Source organism: Streptomyces sp. NPDC001714 (genome assembly GCF_042892755.1).
GTDB lineage: Bacteria > Actinomycetota > Actinomycetes > Streptomycetales > Streptomycetaceae > Streptomyces.
The window spans coordinates 273,590-294,868 of sequence record NZ_JBIAUL010000006.1 but is presented as its reverse complement, the minus strand read 5'-3'; the positions used below and the strand labels follow the sequence as shown (position 1 = coordinate 294,868).

At 70.9% G+C, this 21,279-nt stretch carries 14 protein-coding genes; 7 read left to right on the top strand and 7 right to left on the bottom strand.

Going from position 1 to position 21,279, the window contains the following annotated elements; all coding sequences use genetic code 11:
• Positions 1–115: 115 nt before the first annotated feature.
• A complete protein-coding gene (locus tag ACFY0P_RS18135; protein ID WP_388914143.1) occupies positions 116–1,642 on the bottom strand; it encodes a flavin monoamine oxidase family protein in 1,527 nt (508 codons plus the stop codon).
• Between the two features lie 364 nt (positions 1,643–2,006).
• A complete protein-coding gene (gene rpsA / locus ACFY0P_RS18130; RefSeq protein WP_093504378.1) occupies positions 2,007–3,503 on the bottom strand; it encodes a 30S ribosomal protein S1 in 1,497 nt (498 codons plus the stop codon).
• A 366-nt stretch (positions 3,504–3,869) separates the two neighbouring features.
• Here rpsA and ACFY0P_RS18125 point away from each other — a divergent pair, with 366 nt between their 5' ends.
• Entirely contained in the window at positions 3,870–4,745 is an 876-nt protein-coding gene (locus ACFY0P_RS18125; protein WP_388914140.1) for a class I SAM-dependent methyltransferase, read from the top strand.
• Between the two features lie 81 nt (positions 4,746–4,826).
• Complete coding sequence (gene hrpB / locus ACFY0P_RS18120) at positions 4,827–7,304, top strand: ATP-dependent helicase HrpB (RefSeq protein WP_388913456.1); 2,478 nt, start codon at positions 4,827–4,829, stop codon at positions 7,302–7,304.
• Here hrpB and ACFY0P_RS18115 read toward each other — a convergent pair.
• From ACFY0P_RS18115 to ACFY0P_RS18105, 3 genes are all read right to left on the bottom strand, one after another.
• Positions 7,294–8,286 (bottom strand): DUF3068 domain-containing protein, encoded by a 993-nt coding sequence (locus ACFY0P_RS18115; protein WP_388913453.1) that lies wholly within the window; start codon positions 8,284–8,286, stop codon positions 7,294–7,296. The two genes, hrpB and ACFY0P_RS18115, sit on opposite strands and share 11 nt — an antisense overlap.
• Positions 8,287–8,307: 21 nt before the next feature.
• Positions 8,308–8,442, bottom strand: a complete 135-nt coding sequence (locus tag ACFY0P_RS18110; RefSeq protein ID WP_388913451.1) for an SPW_0924 family protein — start codon at positions 8,440–8,442, stop codon at positions 8,308–8,310.
• Between the two features lie 151 nt (positions 8,443–8,593).
• A complete protein-coding gene (locus tag ACFY0P_RS18105) occupies positions 8,594–10,339 on the bottom strand; it encodes a lytic transglycosylase domain-containing protein (RefSeq protein WP_388913448.1) in 1,746 nt (581 codons plus the stop codon).
• A 314-nt stretch (positions 10,340–10,653) separates the two neighbouring features.
• On the opposite strand from ACFY0P_RS18105, the gene ACFY0P_RS18100 reads away from it, so the two are divergent.
• Positions 10,654–11,493, top strand: a complete 840-nt coding sequence (locus tag ACFY0P_RS18100; protein ID WP_388913445.1) for a DUF4184 family protein — start codon at positions 10,654–10,656, stop codon at positions 11,491–11,493.
• Here the strand turns inward: ACFY0P_RS18100 and ACFY0P_RS18095 are convergent.
• Both ACFY0P_RS18095 and polA read right to left on the bottom strand, forming a co-directional pair.
• Positions 11,429–11,806 (bottom strand): hypothetical protein, encoded by a 378-nt coding sequence (locus ACFY0P_RS18095; RefSeq protein WP_388913442.1) that lies wholly within the window; start codon positions 11,804–11,806, stop codon positions 11,429–11,431. The genes ACFY0P_RS18100 and ACFY0P_RS18095 overlap by 65 nt on opposite strands.
• Before the next feature lie 765 nt (positions 11,807–12,571).
• Positions 12,572–15,298, bottom strand: coding sequence for a DNA polymerase I (polA, locus tag ACFY0P_RS18090; RefSeq protein WP_388913439.1), 2,727 nt, complete (start codon positions 15,296–15,298; stop codon positions 12,572–12,574).
• Between the two features lie 280 nt (positions 15,299–15,578).
• Between polA and ACFY0P_RS18085 the strand changes: the two genes are divergently transcribed.
• The 4 genes from ACFY0P_RS18085 (at position 15,579) to ACFY0P_RS18070 (ending at position 21,277) form a co-directional block, all read left to right on the top strand.
• A complete protein-coding gene (locus ACFY0P_RS18085; protein ID WP_388913436.1) occupies positions 15,579–17,873 on the top strand; it encodes an FdhF/YdeP family oxidoreductase in 2,295 nt (764 codons plus the stop codon).
• Positions 17,874–17,961: 88 nt separating this feature from the next.
• Positions 17,962–18,453 carry a PaaI family thioesterase gene (locus ACFY0P_RS18080; protein ID WP_388913433.1) on the top strand — a complete coding sequence of 164 codons (492 nt, stop codon included), beginning with the start codon at positions 17,962–17,964 and terminating at the stop codon, positions 18,451–18,453.
• Between the two features lie 568 nt (positions 18,454–19,021).
• The gene (locus ACFY0P_RS18075) at positions 19,022–20,230 is read left to right on the top strand and encodes a branched-chain amino acid ABC transporter substrate-binding protein (protein WP_388914137.1); all 1,209 of its coding nucleotides are present in this window, start codon (positions 19,022–19,024) and stop codon (positions 20,228–20,230) included.
• Positions 20,231–20,338: 108 nt separating this feature from the next.
• Complete coding sequence (locus ACFY0P_RS18070) at positions 20,339–21,277, top strand: branched-chain amino acid ABC transporter permease (RefSeq protein ID WP_388913430.1); 939 nt, start codon at positions 20,339–20,341, stop codon at positions 21,275–21,277.
• Positions 21,278–21,279: the final 2 nt, after the last annotated feature.

Below are 21,279 nucleotides of genomic sequence, written 5' to 3'. Positions count from 1 at the left end.
TTCCCGCCGGAACCCCGGACAGGCGCCTCTCACCGCCTTCTCATGGCACAAGCAAGAGGGTGCACGCGCGCGTGCGTGCGTCCGCACCGGACGCGGTCACGCACGCGTGCCGGGGTCAGGCCGCCATCACGCGCGCGTGGAGCGCCGTAACCGCCTTGCGCGCCGAGCTGAACGCGCCGTGCTGCCAGGCGTCCGTGTAGCTGAGCCAGTCGCCGGCGAACCAGACCCGGCCGGTGGGCTCGTTCAGGGGCTTGTAGCGCGCGTGGTCGGGGCCGCCGGGGGTGTCGTGCCAGGCGGCCTCCAGGTGGGGCGTCTGGCGCCAGTGGTGGGAGAAGGAGGAGGCGAGTTCGGTGCGGTACTTGTCGCCGTAGATCTTCACTCCGGCGGCGACCGCGCGCCGTTCGCGCTGGGCCGGGGTGAGCCTGGCGTAGGAGTCGGCGTCGTCGTCGTAGTTGTAGTAGCCGATGAGAACACCTCGTTCGCCGTGGAAGCCGTACGAAGGGTGCCAGATGTGGGTGACGTCCTGGTCGGTCTCGGTGATGCCGCCGTAGATGTTGTGGTCGAGCTCCCACCAGCGGGAGCGGTATTCGAGGCCGATCTTGGCGGCCGACGACGGGGTGACGGCCTCCAGGGCGCTCTGCACTCCGGAGCCCAGGTTGTGCGGCACCTTGGCGAGGATGTTGGGCGGCATGGCGGCCACGCAGTAGTCCGCCTCGACGACCTTGGTACGGCCGCCCTGGGTGTACGTCACGGTGACGCCGTGACCGGTGTCGGTGATCTTGGAGACGGCGGCTCCGGTACGGATCCGCCGGGCGCCGATCGCCCGGGTGAGCGCCTTCGGTATCTGGTCCATGCCGCCGACCGGCTGGAACATCAGCATCGCCTGGTCGAAGCCGAACTCGAACGAGAAGTAGCGACCGACCCCGCTCGCCAGCACCGCGGAGGCGGTCGGGACATCGCCGAGGAGCACACCGGGGGTGCCGGCGGCGGCCGGTACGGTCGTGTATCCACGCCGCTCACCGCCTTCGTACGTCAGTTTGTCGCCGAGTTCGCCCCAGTCCTTGAGGAACTCGACGAGCCGCTCCTGGTCGGTGGCCGTCAACGCCCCGTCCAGCGCACCCTTGTCGGTCGCTTTGGCGAGCAACTCCGAGACGTAGCCGTACACATCGGCCTTGGCCGTGCGGTACCGCTCGGGCTTCGTCATGCCGGCGGACTCGTTGTAGATGTAGGCGTCGGCGTTGACGTTCGTGAACACCTGGATGGGGACACCGAGTTCGCGACAGTAGTCGAGGGTGATCATCCACTGCGGGATCCGGGCCGGCCCGGCGTTCATGTAGTGGCCGTCGGCGAACCGCGCGGTCTGCGTGTTGCCGTAGAGGTCGGTGGTGGAGTCGCCGCCGCGCACGGTGAAGTTGCGTCCGCCGGTGCGGTCCCTGGCCTCCAGGATCGTACAGTCGTAGCCGGCCTTGCCGAGTTCGTAGGCGGTCGCGAGACCGGCGATGCCGCCGCCGAGGATGACGACCCTGGCCGCGGCGCGCCCGGTGAGCGTGAAGTCGCTCGCGCTGGGCGCCCGAAAGGGCTGTTCGCGCTGGGCGGCCTGGGCGGTGGGGGCGAGTCCGAGGGCTCCCATGGTGGCGAACATGGCGCCGGCACCACCGGTGAGACCGACGTTCCTGAGGAACGCCCGCCGGCTCGTCCCCGACCCGTACTGAGGCTGTGTCATGACGCGACTCCCCTTCCGATCTTGAACGAAGACCGGGGAAGCCTCCCAGCGCCGCGTTACGGCCCAGCGGCTATTCGTGTATCCCACACGTTTCGACGGGCGGCCACGCCAACTCCCCCAGGGACGCTGGGGGTAGCCCCGACCGAAGGCTGGGGGAGGAGCTGCGCGACCAGCCCCCACCGGGCCGCCGGCCGGCGAACAACCGGCCGACCTGCCAACACCAAGGGGCCGTACCTCGAAAGGTACGGCCCCTCAGTTATCGGCTAAGCCGAGCGGCGAGCGATCAGCTCTGGCCACCCGCGAGCTTCTCGCGGAGCGCGGCCAGCGCCTCGTCCGAGGCCAGCGCACCGGAGGTGTCGGCTCCCTCGGAGGAGTACGAACCGCCACCCGCGGCCGGAGCCGCACCCGCGGCGTCGCCGCCCTCGGCAGCGGCAGCGGCGTCGGCCTCGCGGCTCTTGATGACCTGCTGCTGGTGCTGCTCGAAGCGCTGCTGCGCCTCGGCGTACTGGCGCTCCCACTCCTCGCGCTGCTTCTCGTAGCCCTCGAGCCAGTCGTTGGTCTCGGGGTCGAAGCCCTCGGGGTAGATGTAGTTGCCCTGGTCGTCGTAGGACGCGGCCATGCCGTACAGGGTCGGGTCGAACTCGACCGAGGCCGGGTCGGCACCGAAGGACTCGTTGGCCTGCTTCAGCGAGAGGCTGATGCGGCGGCGCTCGAGGTCGATGTCGATGACCTTGACGAAGATCTCGTCGTTGACCTGGACGACCTGCTCCGGGATCTCCACGTGGCGCTCGGCCAGCTCGGAGATGTGGACCAGACCCTCGATGCCCTCGTCGACGCGGACGAACGCACCGAACGGAACCAGCTTCGTGACCTTGCCGGGGACGACCTGGCCGATCTGGTGGGTGCGGGCGAACTGCTGCCACGGGTCTTCCTGGGTCGCCTTCAGCGACAGGGAGACACGCTCGCGGTCCATGTCGACGTCGAGGACCTCGACGGTGACCTCCTGGCCGACCTCGACAACCTCGGACGGGTGGTCGATGTGCTTCCAGGACAGCTCGGAGACGTGGACCAGACCGTCGACGCCACCCAGGTCCACGAAGGCACCGAAGTTGACGATCGAGGAGACCACACCGGAACGGACCTGACCCTTCTGGAGGGTCGTGAGGAACGTCTGGCGGACCTCGGACTGGGTCTGCTCCAGCCAGGCACGGCGGGACAGGACCACGTTGTTGCGGTTCTTGTCCAGCTCGATGATCTTCGCCTCGAGCTCCTTGCCCACGTAGGGCTGGAGGTCGCGGACGCGGCGCATCTCGACCAGGGAGGCCGGGAGGAAGCCACGGAGGCCGATGTCGAGGATGAGACCACCCTTGACGACCTCGATGACGGTACCGGTGACGATGCCGTCCTCTTCCTTGATCTTCTCGATGGTGCCCCACGCGCGCTCGTACTGGGCGCGCTTCTTCGAGAGGATCAGGCGGCCTTCCTTGTCCTCCTTCTGGAGGACGAGGGCCTCGATCTCGTCACCGACGGCGACGACCTCGTTGGGGTCGACGTCGTGCTTGATCGAGAGCTCGCGGCTCGGGATGACACCTTCGGTCTTGTAACCGATGTCGAGCAGGACCTCGTCCCGGTCGACCTTCACGATGACGCCGTCGACGATGTCGCCGTCGTTGAAGTACTTGATCGTCTCGTCGATCGCGGCGAGGAAGGCTTCCTCGTTACCGATGTCGTTGACCGCTACCTGCGGGGTGGTGGCGGTGGTCTCGGTGCTGCTCGTCATGTGAGAAAGGGCTCCGGTACGGACATTGAAGTCGTAGGTACTGCTTACGCCGGGAGCCTGTTTCGCTCTGCAGAAGCCGGACAGCCTAGGAAGCGCCACCCAACTACTGGTGGCGCCTCGACAACCGAGGGGACATACAACAGATGCGAGCGCAGCCTGCTACGTCTGAGGTGCGCAGGCCCGCAGCGCAACTTGTAGCATACGGGGGCAGCCGGGCAGGGTCAATGCGCGAAGGCGCACACCCGGGGCGGAACGCCGCATACCCGGCACAAGAAACGTCCCACGAGGCCACGCAGGCCTGACACACCCCGTCCGTGACACGCCCGTGACGGGGTTGGACGGAAGAGTACGACGAGGGAGCCGATCATCCAAGAGCCCGATTCGTTCGACCTCCAAGCGGCCGGTGCGACGACCGGCGCAGAGGCCGAACCGGAAGCCACCCGGCGTGCCGCCGGGGTCGCGGAGAGCAGCCGGGCCAACCGGGGCTGGTGGGACCGCAACGCCGACGAGTACCAGGTCGAGCACGGCACGTTCCTCGGCGACGACCGTTTCGTGTGGGGTCCCGAGGGCCTCGACGAGGTGGAGGCGGAGCTGCTCGGCCCGCCGGAGGAGCTGAAGGGGAAGGACGTCCTGGAGATCGGCGCCGGCGCGGCCCAGTGCGCGCGCTGGCTGGCCGCCCAGGGGGCCCGGCCGGTCGCCCTGGACCTCTCGCACCGCCAGCTCCAGCACGCGCTGCGCATCGGCGGATCGTTTCCCCTGGTCTGCGCGGACGCGAGTGCGCTGCCCTTCGCGGACGCCTCCTTCGACCTGGTGTGCTCGGCGTACGGCGCGCTTCCCTTCGTCGCCGATCCGCGTCTGGTGCTGCGCGAGGTGCGGCGGGTGCTGCGGCCGGGCGGGCGGTTCGTCTTCTCGGTGACGCACCCGATCCGCTGGGCGTTCCCGGACGAGCCCGGCCCCGAAGGGCTCTCGGTCTCGTCCTCCTACTTCGACCGGACGCCCTACGTCGAGCAGGACGAGGACGGCCGCGCGGTGTACGTCGAGCACCACCGGACGCTCGGCGACCGGGTCCGGGACATCGCCTCCTCGGGTTTCCGGCTCGTGGACCTGGTGGAGCCGGAGTGGCCGGCCTGGAACACCTCCGAATGGGGCGGCTGGTCCCCGCTGCGGGGCAATCTCATCCCCGGGACGGCGATCTTCGTGTGCGAGCGAAGCGAGATGGGGGTCTCCCCGGCCGAAGGCTGAGGGAGGGACTGAGCGCACGGGACTGAGCGCACCGGGACTGAGTGCACCGGGACGCCCGCGCGCGCGTACGACACTAGGGGCGTGATCCGTTACGACGCCCTGGACGCGCTGCCCGTGCGGCAGGCCCTGCCCGGTCTGCACGACGCCCTGGAGGGGCACGGCACCGCCGTCCTCGTGGCACCGCCCGGCACCGGCAAGACGACGCTGGTGCCGTTGGCGCTGGCCGGGCTGCTGGGCGAGGGGCCGGCACGGCGGGTGGTCGTGGCCGAGCCGCGCCGGATCGCCGCCCGCGCGGCGGCCCGCCGGATGGCCTGGCTGCTCGGTGAGCAGGTCGGGCGGAGCGTCGGCTACACCGTGCGCGGCGAGCGGGTCGTGGGACGGCACGCCCGCGTGGAGGTCGTCACGACCGGTGTGCTGTTGCAGCGTCTGCAACGCGACCAGGAACTGTCCGGCGTCGACGTCGTGGTCCTCGACGAGTGCCACGAGCGCCACCTGGACGCCGACACGGTGGCGGCCTTCCTCTGGGACGTACGGGAGACCCTGCGGCCGGAGCTGCGCCTGGTGGCCGCGTCGGCGACGACGGACGCGCAGGGGTGGGCGCGGCTGCTGGGCGGGGCGCCGGTGGTCGAGGCGGCCGGTGTCGCGTACCCGGTGGAGGTGGTGTGGGCGCCGCCGGTGCCGCCGGTACGGCCCCCGCACGGGATGCGGGTCGACCCGGCGCTGCTCGCTCATGTGGTGTCGGTGGTGCGGCGGGCCCTGGCCGAGCGGGACGGCGACGTGCTGTGCTTCCTGCCGGGGGTGGGCGAGATCGCGCGCGTGGCGGGCCGGCTGGGTGACCTCGGGGACGTGGAGGTGCTCCAGGTGCACGGCCGGGCACCGGCCGCCGTCCAGGACGCGGTGCTGGCGCCCGGGACCCGGCGCCGGGTGGTGCTGGCGACGGCGGTCGCCGAGTCCTCGCTCACCGTGCCCGGCGTACGCGTGGTCGTCGATGCGGGGCTCGCGCGGGAGCCGCGGGTGGACCACGCGCGCGGGCTGAGCGCGCTGGCGACGGTACGGGCGTCCCGGGCGGCCGGGCGGCAGCGGGCGGGGCGGGCCGGGCGGGAGGCGCCGGGGGCGGTGTACCGCTGCTGGTCCGAGGCCGAGGACGCCCGTCTGACGGCTTTTCCGGCCCCGGAGATCCGATTGGCCGACCTGACCGCGTTCGCCCTCCAGGCGGCCTGCTGGGGCGATCCGGAAGCCGCCGGACTGGCGCTGCTGGACCCTCCGCCGGCCGGGGCGATGGCGGCGGCGCGGGAGGTGCTGACGGCGATCGGCGCGGTCGACTCGGCCGGCCGGGCGACGGACCGCGGGGTGCGGCTGGCCCGACTGGGGGTGCACCCACGGCTGGGGCGTGCGCTGCTGGACAGCCCGGGCGGGGGCGCGGAGGTGGTCGCGCTGCTGAGCGAGGAGCCGCCGCGCGAGTACGGGGACGACCTGGCGGCCGCGCTGCGCACCGCCCGGCGGGGCGGTGACGCCTATGCCGGGCGGTGGCTCGCGGAGGTACGGCGGCTGAAGGCGGACGGCGAGGGCGCCGCGGCGCCCCGCGTGGACGACCGCGCCGTGGGACGCGTTGCCGCCCTCGCCTTCCCCGAGCGGGTCGCCAGGGCCGACGGAGGGTCGTACCTGATGGCCTCCGGCACCCGGGCCGAGCTCCGGGAGGGCAGCCCGCTGCGCGGTGCCCCGTGGATCGCCGTGGCCGTCGCGGACCGTCCCGTCGGCAAGGGCCACGCGCGCGTGCAGCTCGCCGCGGTGGTGGACGAGGACACGGCCAGGTCGGCGGCGGCATCCCTGTACGCGGCGGACCAGGAGGTCCACTGGGCCGACGGGGACGTCGTCGCGCGGCGGGTGGAGCGGCTCGGCGCGATCGAGCTGGCGGTGCGGCCGTTGCGGGACGCCGACCCGGCCCTCGTACGCGACGCTCTGCTCGACGGGTTGCGGCGCGAGGGGCTCGGCCTGTTGCGGTGGACGCCCGACGCCGCCCTGCTGCGGCAGCGGCTCGCCTTTCTCCGGCTGCATCTCGGTGAGCCCTGGCCGGACGTGTCCGACGACGCGCTGCACGCGCGCGTGGACGAATGGCTGGAGCCGGAGCTCGGCCGGGCCCGGCGGCGGGCTGATCTCGGGCGGATCGACGCCGGGGAGGCGCTGCGGCGGCTGCTGCCGTGGGCGAGCGGAGAGGCCGGGCGGCTGGACGAGCTGGCGCCCGAGCGGATCGCCGTACCCAGTGGGTCGCGGATCCGGGTCGATTACGGGAACCCTGAGCAACCCGTGCTCGCCGTGAAGTTGCAGGAGATGTTCGGGCTGCAGGAGTCGCCCACGGTGGCCGGGGTGCCGGTGCTGGTGCATCTGCTGTCGCCGGCCGGGCGGCCCGCCGCCGTCACCGCCGACCTCGCCTCGTTCTGGAAGGACGGCTACAAGGGCGTACGGGCCGAGCTGCGCGGGCGGTATCCGAAGCATCCCTGGCCTGAGGATCCCGCCGCGGCCGAGCCCACCCGGCACACCAACGCGCGGCTCAGGCGCTGACCGGTTCCGGGACCGGGGTGTCGGCCGGTGCGGGGTCGGCGGGGCGGCGGCCGCGGGCCTCCAGGTAGAGGGAGAGGGCGAGCAGCGCGATGCCGAGGGACAGGAACCCCCAGGGGAGGTAGGAGGTCAGCATCAGGACGAGGGTGCGGTTGTGCTTGACCAGGGCGACCGTGCTCTTGATGTAGTCCTCGCGCATCTTCACGTCGCCGGCGAAGGCCGTCACCTTGGCGCGGCCGCCCAGCAGGGTGCCGCCGCGCAGTTCCTCCTTGTGGATCTCCTCGCCGTAGACGGGTGCCCCGGTGGCCGGCTCGACCCAGAACTTGCGGACCGTGGTGTACCAGCGGGTGGTGCCGGTCTTGGCGACGGACTCGGCGGTGATGCCCTGCACCGGCAGCTTCTTGGGCATGGGGACCTTGGTCCAGGGGATGGTCTGCTCGAAGTAGTAGACCTTGACGCCCCGGAAGGTCTGCGTCCCCTTGTAGTGGATGGGGTTGGTGGTGCGGGTCTGCGCGTCGAAGTACTCGTAGTCCCGTTTCTCGGTCAGGAACGGGAACTTGAACTCGATGCCGTCCCGCGTCACCGCGTCCCCGTCGACCATCTCGCCGGTGGCGTGCACGGGTTCCTGGCTGTGGGCGTCGAAGATGTAGCGCTCGGGGATCTCGGAGACCATCTTGCCGTCGGGTCCCTGGACGTAGGACAGGCTGTCCCAGACGACGACGTCCCGGCCCGCCGTCTTCTCGATCTTCTTCGCGGCCGCCACGTCGCCCTTGAGGGTCTGCACGATGGTGACCCGGGGGACCTTCTTCGCCTTCATGGTGCCGTAGTCGAGGAGCGTGGCGTCCTTCGCCACCAGGACCATGTCCTGGTACTGGTTCGCCGGGATCTTGGCGAGCCGCGGGAAGGCGTACCAGCGCAGCAGCGGGGACAGCGCGGCGAAGAACACGGCGACGGCGAGCAGGACCAGACTGGCCTTGCGGCGCATCTCGGCCTCCCGGGGCGGCGGTTACGGGTGGGACGGCACCGTGGTGAGCAGCGGCTTGGGAGACGTCTTTCCGTCCGGCGACCCCAGGGCGCTGACCGTCACGACCAGGACGACCGCGAGGACGAGACCGGTCGCGGCGGCGATCAGGGCACGCATGCGGGGCCTCCCCACGGTCGACGGCTTCCTGATGGATCGTCAGGTCCGGGCACCGTAGCAACGGGAGGGTGAGATGAGAACAGGTCGTACGACGCCGAGGGCGCCGTCCCGCGTCGGCGGGAGGGCGCCCTGGTGGTCGTACGGCGGTGGATCAGGAGGAGGCGGAAGCGCTCGGGGAGGCGGACGCGGAGGCCGACGCGGAGGCGGAGGGGCTCGGCGACGGGCTCGGCGAGGGGTCGGCCGCGGCGACCGTCAGCTCCACGGTGAGCGTGGCGCCGCCGGTGGTGGTGATGCGGAGCAGGAACGTGCCGGTGGTGTCGTCCGCGTACAGCTTGGGCAGCGTGAGCTGGCCGTTCGCGTCCGTCTGGAGGTCCGTGAGGGTGCGGACGGCGTTGCCGTTCGCGTCCTTGAAGTACGGGCCCTTGTCGTTCTCGCTCGTGTCGTCCGCCGACTTGATCAGCGTGGCGGTGGCGGCGACCTTGTCGGCGACGGCGCCCTGGTAGGTGGCCTTCGCCTGCACCTGGTCGGCGAACTCGCCGCCCGGGGTACAGGTCAGCGCGGTGGTGTTGACGAGGGCGAGAGCGTCGGCGGCGCGCGCGGTGACGACCGCGTCGTAGTCGACGCCCTTGACCGTGCGGCCGACCACGCTCGCGTGGACCGTGAAGTCGCCGGTCTTCTCGCCCGCCTGGAGCGCCGGCGCGACGGCGACGCCCTTGCTGTCGGTGACGACCGTGGCGGTGTCCTCGCCGCCGCTGAAGGTCGCGTCCGTGTCCCCGACGATGGTGAAGCGGACCCGGACCTTGGCGACGACCCGGCCGGCCTTGGTCTCCGCGCGCGTGCTGATCTGCTGGCCGAACGCGTCGCCGGCCATCGCCGTGAGCGTGGCGGTGCCCGCGTCCTCCAGGTGGTCCACGGTGTCGGTGGCCGTGGGCGGCAGGGTGGGCGTGCTCGGGGGGGTCGGCGAGGGCTCGTCGGGCTTGGGCGTGGTCTTGGTCGGCTTCGTCGTGGGACCGTCGGAGCCGGAGCCGGAACCGGTCGAGCCGTCGCTGCTGTGCGAGGGCAGGGTTCCCGTGCCGTTCGGTATCGAGTGGGTGCCCTTGCGGTAGAACTCGTACCAGGACAGGACCAGGTTGAGGTAGTCCTGCGAGTTGTTGTAGCTGAGGATCGCGCTGTTCATGTCGGCCTGGACGGACAGGTCCCAGCCGTTGCGGCACAGGTAGTGGCCGGCGGCGAGCGCCGCGTCGTAGACGTTGTTGGGGTCCTTGACGCCGTCGCCGTTGCCGTCGCGGCCCGCCCACGCCCAGGTCGACGGGATGAACTGCATGGGGCCGACGGCCTGGTCGTACTCGCTGTTGCCGTCGTACTTGCCGCCGTCGGTGTCCGGGATGAGCGCGAAGCCGTTGCCGTCGAGCTGCGGGCCGAGGATCCGGTGCAGGGTGTTGCCCTCGGCGTCGACGTCACCGCCGCGGGCCTGGCCGGACTCGACCTTGCCGATGGCGGCCAGCAGCTGCCAGGGCAGGTTGCAGCCGGGCTTGGAACTGCGCAGCTCCGCCTCGGCCTTCTTGTAGGCGTCGAGGACGGTGGCGGGGATGCCGGCCTCGGCCGCGCCCCGGGAGACGGCGGTGCCGATGCTCGACGAGGAGGCCGTGGGGCTGGCACTGGGGTTCGGGCTGTTGAGCGGCGGCAGGTCCGTGTAGTACGGCGAGTTGCCGGTGGCGCCGTCGGCCGACCCGGCTCCGTCGGGCGCCGAGGTGCTGGCGCCGGCGTTGGCCTGTCTGCCCGTGTCTCCGGACGTGGCGCCCGGCGCCTGGGACGCGGAGAGAGCCGCTACCGCCAACGCGGCCGCGGCGGTCGTCGCCGCTCCCTTGCGCAGCCGCCTGCCGAATTGCGCCGCCATAAGGTGAACCCCTCCCATGGGCGCCTTCTGAGCGCCCGTCTCCGTCTGTCCGCTCGCCTCTGGTGTGACGGTCGACCCGGTGCTGTGGTTGCCCCTGTTACCTCTTTCGCGTGGTGAGGTAGCGCATCCGGCCGTGCACGCCGGGGCGACAACCCAGGCGACCCTACGACAACTTCCCTTCCACGGACACCCGACGGTGCCCGATTTTCACCAGTTGGCCATCCCCCGTTGAACGATGGTGGTGTCGCGGATACTTGCCGTACGCGATCTCTTGTTCGGCGCTCCGGCCGACGACTGCTTCCAGGGGGACCCGAGTGCCGTTCACTCTCAGCCACGCCGCCGCCGTGCTGCCCGCCGTACGCGGCGACGGGACCGGGCGCGGGCGGCTGGTGCCGGCGGTGCTCGTCGCGGGGTCCTTCGCGCCCGACCTCACCTACTACGCGGCGAGCGCGGTGCCGGACGCGATGGAGTTCGGCGATTTCACGCACTCCTTCACCGGTGTCCTCACCGTCGACGTGCTGTTCTCCTGGGCGCTCGTGGCGCTGTGGCTGCTGGTCCGGGAACCCCTCGTTGCCCTCGCGCCCCGTACCCGGCAGGGGCGAGTGGCCGCGCTGCTGCGCTGCGGGGCGCCACGCGCGCGTGCGGGCCTTTCCACGGCGGCCTGGTGGTACGTCTCCGCCGTGCTCGGCGCGCTCACGCATGTCATCTGGGACGCGTTCACGCACCACGACCGCTGGGGGACTCGGCTGATCCCGGCGATCGGCCGGAACGCAGCGGGCGTGCCGGTGTACACCCTGCTCCAGTACGGCAGTTCGGCGGTGGCCGCGGCCGTGCTCACCGTGTTCGTGGCTCGCGCGGTACGGCGAGCGCCGGCCGGGGAGCCGGTGGGGGTGCCGTTGCTGTCGGTACGGGACCGGTGGTGGGCCGGCGCCGGGATCGCCGGCTGCGCCCTGCTGGCGGCGGTGCAGCGGGCGACGCGGTGGTGGGCCTACTGGGGGGCTACGGCGAAACCCTGGGAGCTGCTTCCCACGGTGCTCTTCGGAGCGGGCGCGGGGCTGTTGCTCGGGGCGCTGGGATACGCCGTGGCGGTCAGGGTGTGGCGTCCGACCCCGGCCGCCGACGGCGTGCGGCGGAGTCCTTCGGCCGTTCGGTGAGGCTCGCCACGAACACGGTCATGGTGCGGGGGCGGCGGGGGCCGGGAAGTGCCGCGAGGAGCAGCGCGAGGTAGCTGCGGGTGAGGTCGAGCCACTGGCGCAGGTCGGGTCGGGACCGGAGCCTGCGCCGGAAGCGGGTGACCGCTCGGCGCACGGTGACGGCGAGGTCGGTGGGGATGCGGGCTGAACTGGCGCCGGCCGCTTGGGCCGGGGCCGACACAGGCGCCGTGACCTGGGAGGATACGGCGGCGGAACGGCCTTTGGCCGGGGGCCTGCTCTGGGGCGTCCGGTGGTGAACCATGCGTATACCCATGGCCGCATCCTTGCCGGTGGCGGAGACCGGGGCGTTCTGACGGGGTCCACGCGAGTGACAGGGCAACGCCCCTCCGTTCGCTCCGCCGCCCCCTTCGCTCCGCCGCCCTCCTTGGCTCCGCCGCCCCTCCGTTCGCTCCGCCGCCCCTCTTCGCTCCGCCCCCCTTCGCTCCGCCACCCCTCTCCGCTCCGCCACCGCTCCGCCACCGCTCCGCCACCGCTCCGCCACCGCTCCGCCACCGCTGCGCCGCCCCCCTCCGCTCCGCCGTCCTCTCTTTCCCCGCCGCAACGGCGAGCCACGACAGCGGCGCTTTCCGGCGGTGCCGAACCGGCCACATCCCGTGTGTTCGGCACCGCCGAAAGCCACCGTCGTGGTTGAGCACCGTTGCGGCGGAGAAAAAGAGGGCGGTGGAGCGAAGGCGGCGGGAGGAAGGAAGAGGGCGAAAGAGGGAAGTCGCCGCTCCGCCGGGGTCGGGGAGCGGCCCCCTCTGTGGGCCTTTTCGGGGTCGGGGAGCGGCGGCCCTCTTGTCGGCCCTCTTCCGAGTCAGAGAGCAACCGCCCTCTTGTCGGCCCTCTTCGGAGTCGGAGAGCAGCCGCCCTCTTGTCGGCCCTCTTCGGAGTCGGAGAGCAGCCGCCCTCTTGTCGGCCCTCTTCCGAGTCAGAGAGCAACCGCCCTCTGTCGGCCCTCTTCGGAGTCAGAGAGCGGCCGCCCTCTGTCGGTCGGCCTTCTTGGCTGCGCGCCCCCTGTCGGCTCTCGCCGGAGGCGCTAGTGCGCTGCGGATTCCCAGTCCGGGCCCACGCCCACCGAGACGTCCAGGGGGGCCCTGAGGTGGACCGCGTTGGACATCTGGTCGCGGAGGACGGATTCGACGCGGTCCCGCTCGCCGGGGGCGATCTCCAGGACGATTTCGTCGTGGACCTGGAGGAGCATCCGGGACTTCAGGTCCGTCTCGCGCAGCGCGCCGTCCACCCGGAGCATGGCGATCTTGACGATGTCCGCCGCCGTGCCCTGGATGGGCGCGTTGAGCGCCATCCGCTCGGCCGCCTCCCGGCGCTGCCGGTTGTCGCTGTTGAGGTCGGGGAGGTACCGGCGGCGGCCGAAGAGTGTCGCCGTGTAGCCGGTGGCGCGGGCCTCCTCGACGACGCGGCGCAGGTAGTCGCGGACCCCGCCGAAGCGCTCGAAGTACGTGTCCATCAGGACCCGGGCCTCGCCCGCGTCGATGTTCAGCTGCTGGGAGAGGCCGAAGGCGGACAGACCGTACGCGAGGCCGTACGACATCGCCTTGATCTTGCGGCGCATCTCCGCGTCGACGGCCGGGCGGTCGACGGAGAACACCTGCGAGGCGACGGTGGTGTGCAGGTCCTCGCCGGAGGTGAACGCCTCGATCAGGCCCTCGTCCTCGGAGAGGTGGGCCATGACCCGCAGCTCGATCTGGCTGTAGTCGGCGGTCATGAGCGACTCGAAGCCCTCGCCGACGACGAAGCCCCGGCGGATCGCGCGACCCTCGTCGGTGCGGACCGGGATGTTCTGGAGGTTCGGGTCGGTGGAGGAGAGGCGGCCGGTGGCGGCGACGGTCTGGTTGAACGTGGTGTGGATGCGGCCGTCGGCGGCGACGGTCTTGATCAGGCCCTCGACGGTGACCCGCAGCTTGGCCTGCTCGCGGTGCCGGAGCATGATCACCGGCAGCTCGTTCTCCGTCTGGCCGGCGAGCCAGGCGAGCGCGTCGGCGTCGGTGGTGTAGCCGGTCTTGGTCTTCTTCGTCTTCGGGAGCGCCAGTTCGCCGAAGAGGACCTCCTGGAGCTGCTTGGGCGAGCCCAGGTTGAACTCGTGGCCGGCCGCCGCGTGCGCCTCCTTCACGGCCTGCTGCACCGCACCCGCGAACATCTGCTCCATCGCCTCCAGGTGCGCGCGGTCGGCGGCGATGCCGTGCCGCTCCATCCGGGCGAGCAGGGCGGAGGTGGGCAGCTCCATGTCACGCAGGAGGTCCGCGGCGCCGACCTCCTGGAGCCGGGCCTCGAAGGCCTCGCCGAGGTCCAGGATCGCGCGGGCCTGGATCATCAGGGCCTCGGCCTCGGCGCCGTCGTCCGCGCCGAACGCCAGCTGCCCGTCGGCCGCGGCGGCCGGGGCCAGCTCGCGGTGCAGGTACTCCAGGGACAGCGCGTCCAGGTCGAAGGAGCGGCGGCCGGGCTTGACCAGGTACGCGGCGAGCGCGGTGTCCATGGTGACGCCCTCGATGGTCCAGCCGTGCTCGGCGAGGACCCGCATGGCGCCCTTGGCGTTGTGGAAGACCTTGGGCCGGGCGGCGTCGGCCAGCCAGGCCGCCCACGCGTTCTCGTCGGCCTCGTCCAGCTCCGCGGGGTCGAACCAGGCCGCCGCTCCCTGGGCCGCGGCCAGCGCGACCTCGGCGACCGAGCCGGTGCCGAGCGCCCAGGTGTCGACCGTGGCGACGCCCAGCGGCCCGGTGCCGTGCTCGGCGAGCCAGCCGGCCAGCTCCCCGGTGCCGAGGACGGAGCCGTCGACCTCCACACCCGCCTCGGCGACCGGCGGGGACTCGGCCTCCTCGGCGCCGGGGTCGACGGCGTAGAGCCGCTCGCGCAGCGACGGATTGCGGATCTCCAGGGTGTCCAGGATCATCGCGACGTTCTTGCGGTCGTACGGCGCGCGCTCCAGCTCGGCGACCGTCTTCGGCAGCTCCACACCGCGCTCCAGCTCGGTGAGCCGGCGGTTGAGCTTGACGGACTCCAGATGGTCGCGGAGGTTCTGGCCGGCCTTGCCCTTGACCTCGTCGACGCGCTCCACCAGCTCGGCGAAGGAACCGAACTGGTTGATCCACTTCGCGGCCGTCTTCTCGCCGACGCCGGGGATGCCGGGGAGGTTGTCGGACGGGTCGCCGCGCAGGGCGGCGAAGTCGGGGTACTGGGCGGGCGTCAAGCCGTACTTCTCGAAAACCTTCTCCGGGGTGAACCGGGTCAGCTCGGAGACGCCCTTGGTCGGGTAGAGGACCGTGGTGTGCTCGGTGACCAGCTGGAAGGAGTCGCGGTCGCCGGTGACGATCAGGACCTCGAAGCCCTCGGCCTCGGCCTGGGTGGCGAGGGTGGCGATGATGTCGTCGGCCTCGAAGCCGTCGACGGCGAAGCGCTGCGCGTGCATGGCGTCGAGCAGCTCACCGATCAGCTCGACCTGGCCCTTGAACTCGTCCGGGGTCTTGGAGCGGTTCGCCTTGTACTCGGTGAACTCCTCGGAGCGCCAGGTCTTGCGGGAGACGTCGAACGCCACCGCGAAGTGCGTGGGCGCCTCGTCACGCAGGGTGTTGGCCAGCATCGACGCGAAGCCGTAGATCGCGTTCGTCGGCTGGCCCGTCGCGGTCGTGAAGTTCTCCGCGGGCAGCGCGAAGAACGCGCGGTACGCCAGCGAGTGCCCGTCCATGAGCATCAGCCGGGGACGGGGGCCGCCGGGGGTCTTGTCGGTCTGCTTCGCTGCTGTCTCTGCCACGCCCCCGATCCTGCCACGCCGCACTGACAGTGAGGGCCGACGGTTCGGGTTGCGGTGGGCTCGGCGGCGCCGGACGGCGCCGGACGGCGCCGCCGAGGCCGATCGCCGTTTGCGGCGGAAAGATCTCGGGAGCGAAGGCCGCAGCTGTGTCGAGCATTGGTTCCGCTCTGTCAACCATTGGTTCCGCTCCGCTGCACCGCCCGTGCTCGATGGTCGTCGGCGGCGCATGCGAGGATCGGGTGCACATGCCAGTGGTGTCGGCGTAGAGGGAGAGCGTGCGATGGCGACGAAGCCGCCCAAGGAGGATCCGGTCCAGGACGCGCCGCAGGTCGCGGAGCCGAAGCACGCGGCCGCGGGGCTGCCCGCCATCGGCCACACGCTGCGCATCGCCCAGCAGCAGATGGGCGTGAAGCGCACCGCGCTGACGCTGCTGCGCGTGAACCAGAAGGACGGCTTCGACTGCCCCGGCTGCGCCTGGCCTGAGCCCGAGCACCGGCACACGGCCGAGTTCTGCGAGAACGGCGCCAAGGCGGTGGCCGAGGAGGCCACCCTGCGGCGCGTGACCCCCGACTTCTTCGCCGCGCACTCGGTCGCCGACCTGCACCACCGCAGCGGTTACTGGCTCGGCCAGCAGGGGCGGCTCACCCAGCCCATGTATCTCGCCGAGGGCGCCGAGCACTACGAGCCGGTCGGCTGGGAGCGCGCCTTCGACATCATCGGCGAGGAGATCGCGGCCCTCTCCTCCCCCGACGAGGCGGTCTTCTACACCTCGGGGCGGACCAGCAACGAGGCCGCGTTCCTGTACCAGCTGTTCGCCCGTGAGCTGGGCACCAACAACCTGCCGGACTGCTCCAACATGTGCCACGAGTCCTCGGGCTCGGCGCTGAGCGAGACGATCGGCATCGGCAAGGGCAGCGTCTCGCTCGAGGACCTGTACAAGGCCGACCTGATCATCGTCGCCGGGCAGAACCCGGGCACCAACCACCCCCGGATGCTCTCCGCGCTGGAGAAGGCCAAGGCCAACGGCGCGAAGATCATCAGCGTCAACCCGCTCCCGGAAGCCGGCCTGGAGCGGTTCAAGAACCCGCAGACCCCGCAGGGCATGGTCAGGGGCGCCGCCCTCACCGACCTGTTCCTGCAGATCCGCATCGGCGGCGACCAGGCCCTGTTCCGGCTCCTCAACAAGCTGGTGCTGGAGACCGAGGGCGCGGTCGACGAGGAGTTCGTGCGCGAGCACACCCACGGGTACGAGGAGTTCGCGGCGGCCGCCCGCGCCGCCGACTGGCACGAGACGCTCACCGCCACCGGCCTCACCCGCGCGGAGATCGAGGAAACACTGCGCATGGTGCTCGCCTCGCAGCGCACCATCGTCTGCTGGGCGATGGGGCTCACCCAGCACAAGCACTCGGTGCCGACGATCCGGGAGGTCGTCAACTTCCTTCTGCTGCGCGGCAACATCGGCCGTACCGGCGCGGGCGTGTGCCCGGTCCGCGGCCATTCGAACGTGCAGGGCGACCGCACGATGGGCATCTTCGAACGCCCCGCCCCGGCCTTCCTGGACGCCCTGGAGAAGGAGTTCGGCTTCGCACCCCCGCGCGAGCACGGCTTCGACGTCGTCCGGGCCATCCGCGCGCTGCGCGACGGCGAGGCCAAGGTCTTCTTCGCGATGGGCGGCAACTTCGTCTCCGCGACGCCCGACACGGAGGTCACCGAGGCGGCGGTGCGACGGGCACGGCTGACCGTGCACGTGTCGACGAAGCTCAACCGCTCGCACGTCGTCACGGGCGCGCGGGCGCTGATCCTGCCGACGCTCGGCCGCACCGAGCGCGATCTCCAGGGCGGCGGGGAGCAGTTCGTCACCGTCGAGGACTCCATGGGCATGGTGCACGCCTCGCGCGGCCGCCTGGAGCCCGCGAGCCCGCACCTGCTGTCGGAGCCGGCGATCGTGTGCCGGCTGGCCCGCCGGGTGCTCGGTGAGAACAGCCGTACGCCATGGGAGGAGTTCGAGAAGGACTACGCGACGGTCCGGGACCGTATCGCGCGGGTGATCCCCGGCTTCGACGACTTCAACGCGCGCGTGGCGCACCCCGGCGGCTTCGCGCTCCCGCACGCCCCGCGCGACGAGCGGCGCTTCCCGACGGCCACCGGCAAGGCGAACTTCACCGCGGCCCCGGTCGAGTACCCGGAACTGCCCGAGGGACGGCTGCTGTTGCAGACGCTGCGCTCGCACGACCAGTACAACACCACGATCTACGGCCTGGACGACCGCTACCGGGGTATCAAGAACGGCCGTCGGGTGGTCCTGGTGAACCCGGAGGACGCGCGGCTGCTGGGCGTCGCCGACGGGGCGTACGTGGACCTGGTCGGTGAGTGGAAGGACGGCGTGGAGCGCCGGGCGCCGGGCTTCCGGGTGGTGCACTACCCGACCTCCCGGGGCTGCGCGGCCGCGTACTACCCGGAGACCAATGTGCTGGTGCCGCTCGACTCGACGGCGGACATCAGCAACACCCCGGCCAGCAAGTCCGTGGTGATCCGCCTGGAGGCCGGTGTGCCGCATCCGAGAGCCGCCGTCTGAGCGCCCGCTCAGCGCGTCTGGAAGAATCGGCGGCCTACTGAGCGTTTGCTCAGGTCAGAGACAGCCGCACGACGAACGGAGCCGGCCCATGGGCGAGCAGCAGCACGTGAAGTTCCCGCAGGAGGTCATCGACGAGTACGCCTCGCTCGGCATCGACCTGCGGGCCCTGTTCTCGGCGGGCCACCTCGGCAACCGTATGGGCGTGCAGATCGTGGAGGCCTCGGCGGAGCGAGTCGTCGGCACCATGCCGGTGGAGGGCAACACCCAGCCGTACGGGCTGCTGCACGGCGGTGCCAGCGCGGTGCTGGCGGAGACCCTGGGCTCGGTCGGCTCGATGCTGCACGGCGGCAGCTCGAAGATCGCGGTCGGTGTCGACCTGAACTGCACGCATCACCGCGGGGCCCGCTCCGGCCTGGTCACCGGCGTGGCCACCCCGGTCCACCGGGGGCGTTCGACGGCGACGTACGAGATCGTGATCAGCGACGAGGAGGGCCGGCGGGTGTGCAGCGCGCGCCTGACCTGCCTGCTGCGTGACGTTCGCCCGGGCGACGAGGCCCATGTCCGGGGCGCCGGCGCCTGACCCGCACCCCGGCGAGACGACGGACCTCGGCGCCGCTTGCCGAGGTCAGCGCCCGGTAAGAGGCCGGCAGGAAGGGCAGTGAGCGGCCGAGGTCACCGCCACCCGCCCCGCCCGGAAATGCGAAAAAGTTCCGAAGGCTTGACTTTCTTCCCTCGGCGTAACTCTACGTAATACGCGTGTAATCCACATTCGCTGTTCCACCCCAGTTCCCGGGGCCCGTCGCGGATCCCGCCCGCCCCGAAAGTCGCCCACAGCAACGGCCGGGCGTCATGGCCAAAACCGTCGAGACGCCTGAACGGATCAAGCCGGGTCCTGCAGGTTCTCAGAATGCGGACGGGGCGAATCGGGCTCAATTCCTGCTTTCCCCCCACGATGTACCGCTCTGCATTACCTCGTGTCATAACAAGAGCGTCACAGCCTTCGACAAGCACTCCTCCACGTTCCTCACCCGCGCTTAGAGTCACGGCCAGTCACCGCTCCATAGGGAGTTCGGTACCGGCGCGGCACCCGTCGTTCCCTGCAAGGGGGCGCATGCCCGCGGAAAGGATCGATTGTGCGACAGCGTTCTCTGGTGATTCTTACCTCCGTGCTGACCACCGGAGCCCTGACCCTCACCGCCTGCGGCTCCCGCGACGACAACAGCAAGAGCGGCGACAGCGGCAACGTGACGGTCACGATCGGCGTCGACGCCCCGCTGACCGGTCAGAACTCCGCGACGGGTCTCGGCATCCAGTACGGCGCCCAGATCGCCGTCGACGACGCCAACAAGAACAAGACCGTCCCGGGCGTCACCTTCAAGATCAAGGCCCTGGACGACAAGGCGATTCCGGCCACCGGCCAGCAGAACGCCACCCAGCTCGTCTCGGACAAGACGGTGCTCGGCGTCGTCGGCCCGCTCAACTCCGGTGTGGCCACGCAGATGCAGCAGGTCTTCGCCACCGCCAACCTGGTGGAGATCTCGCCGTCCAACACCAACCCCGAGCTGACCATGGGCAAGAACTGGCAGACCAGCCCGTCCCGCCCGTTCAAGACGTACTTCCGCACCGCGACCACCGACGCCCTGCAGGGCGCCTACGCGGCGGACTACGCCTACAACGGCGCCAAGAAGAAGAAGGCCTTCGTCGTCGACGACAAGCAGACCTACGGCGCGGGCCTGTCGAAGATCTTCTCGGAGCAGTTCGCCAAGCAGGGCGGCAAGGTCATCGGGACCGACCACGTCAACACCGGCGACCGTGACTTCTCCACCCTGGTCACCAAGATCAAGAACTCCGGCGCCGACATCCTCTACTACGGCGGCCAGTACGACGAGGCCCAGGTGCTGACCAAGCAGCTCAAGGCCGCGGGCGCCAACATCCCGCTGTTCGGCGGCGACGGCATCTTCAGCGACACGTACATCAAGACCGCCGGCAAGTCCGCCGAGGGCGACCTCGCCACGTCGATCGGCGTCCCGGTCGACACCCTGCCCGCCGCCAAGGACTTCGTGGCCACCTACAAGGCCAAGAAGTACCCCGGTGACTACGGCACCTACGGCTCGTACTCCTACGACGCCACCAACGCGATCATCAAGGCCATCGGCACCGTCGTGAAGGACGGCAAGATCCCGGACAACGCCCGCTCCCAGATCGTCGACGCCGTCCAGAAGAACACCTTCGAGGGCATCTCCGGCAAGATCGCGTTCGACCAGTACGGCGACACCACGAACAAGCAGCTGACCGTCTACAAGGTCGTCAGCGGTGCGTGGAAGTCCGTCCAGAGCGGTGTGGCCACCCCGAAGTAACCAGCCGAAGCACAGAGCAGTACCAGGGCCGCGCGGCGCAGACCACCGTCACCGCGCGGCCCGCCTCTACCGCCCCCCTGACTCTCCCCACCACATGGAGGCCATGCGGTGAACACCCTGCCGCAGCAGCTGGCCAACGGGCTGTTCCTCGGCTCGATGTACGGTCTGATCGCCATCGGCTACACGATGGTGTACGGCATCGTCCAGCTCATCAACTTCGCCCATGGCGAGATCTTCATGACCGGAGGCTTCGGCGCCCTCACGGTCTACCTTCTCCTGCCGGACGGCATATCCATGTGGGTAGCCCTGCCGGCGATGCTCATCGGCGGCGCCCTGGTCGCCGTCCTCATCGCCGTCGGCGCCGAACGCTTCGCCTACCGTCCGCTGCGCGGCGCACCACGCCTCGCCCCGCTGATCACCGCGATCGGCCTGTCGCTCGCGCTCCAGCAGGCGGTTTTCAACTGGTACCACATCGACGGCGACGCCAAGACCGCCCGGGTCTTCCCGCAACTGCCGTTCGGACCGCTGCACATCGGCTCCGTGACCGTGCAGAGCGGTGACATCTTCCTGATCATCGCCGCTCCGCTGTGCATGGCGGTGCTCGCCCTGTTCGTCCGGCTCTCCCGCACCGGCCGCGCCATGCAGGCCACCGCCCAGGACCCGGACACCGCCCAGCTGATGGGCATCGACACCAACCGCATCATCGTCGTCGCCTTCGCGATCGGCGGCTTCTTCGCGGCCGTCGCCGGTGTCTCCTACGGCCTCAAGTACGGTTCCGTCTCCTACGACATGGGCTTCATCGCCGGTCTGAAGGCGTTCACCGCGGCCGTCCTCGGCGGCATCGGCAACATCTACGGCGCCATGCTCGGCGGCCTCGTCCTCGGTATCGCGGAGGCCATGGCCACCGCGTACATCGCCAACATCCCCGGCATGCAGCAGCTCGGCGGCGGCGGCTGGGCCTCTGTGTGGGCCTTCGTCCTGCTGATCCTGGTGCTTCTCTTCAGACCACAGGGTCTGCTCGGCGAACGCGTCGCGGACAGGGCGTGAGC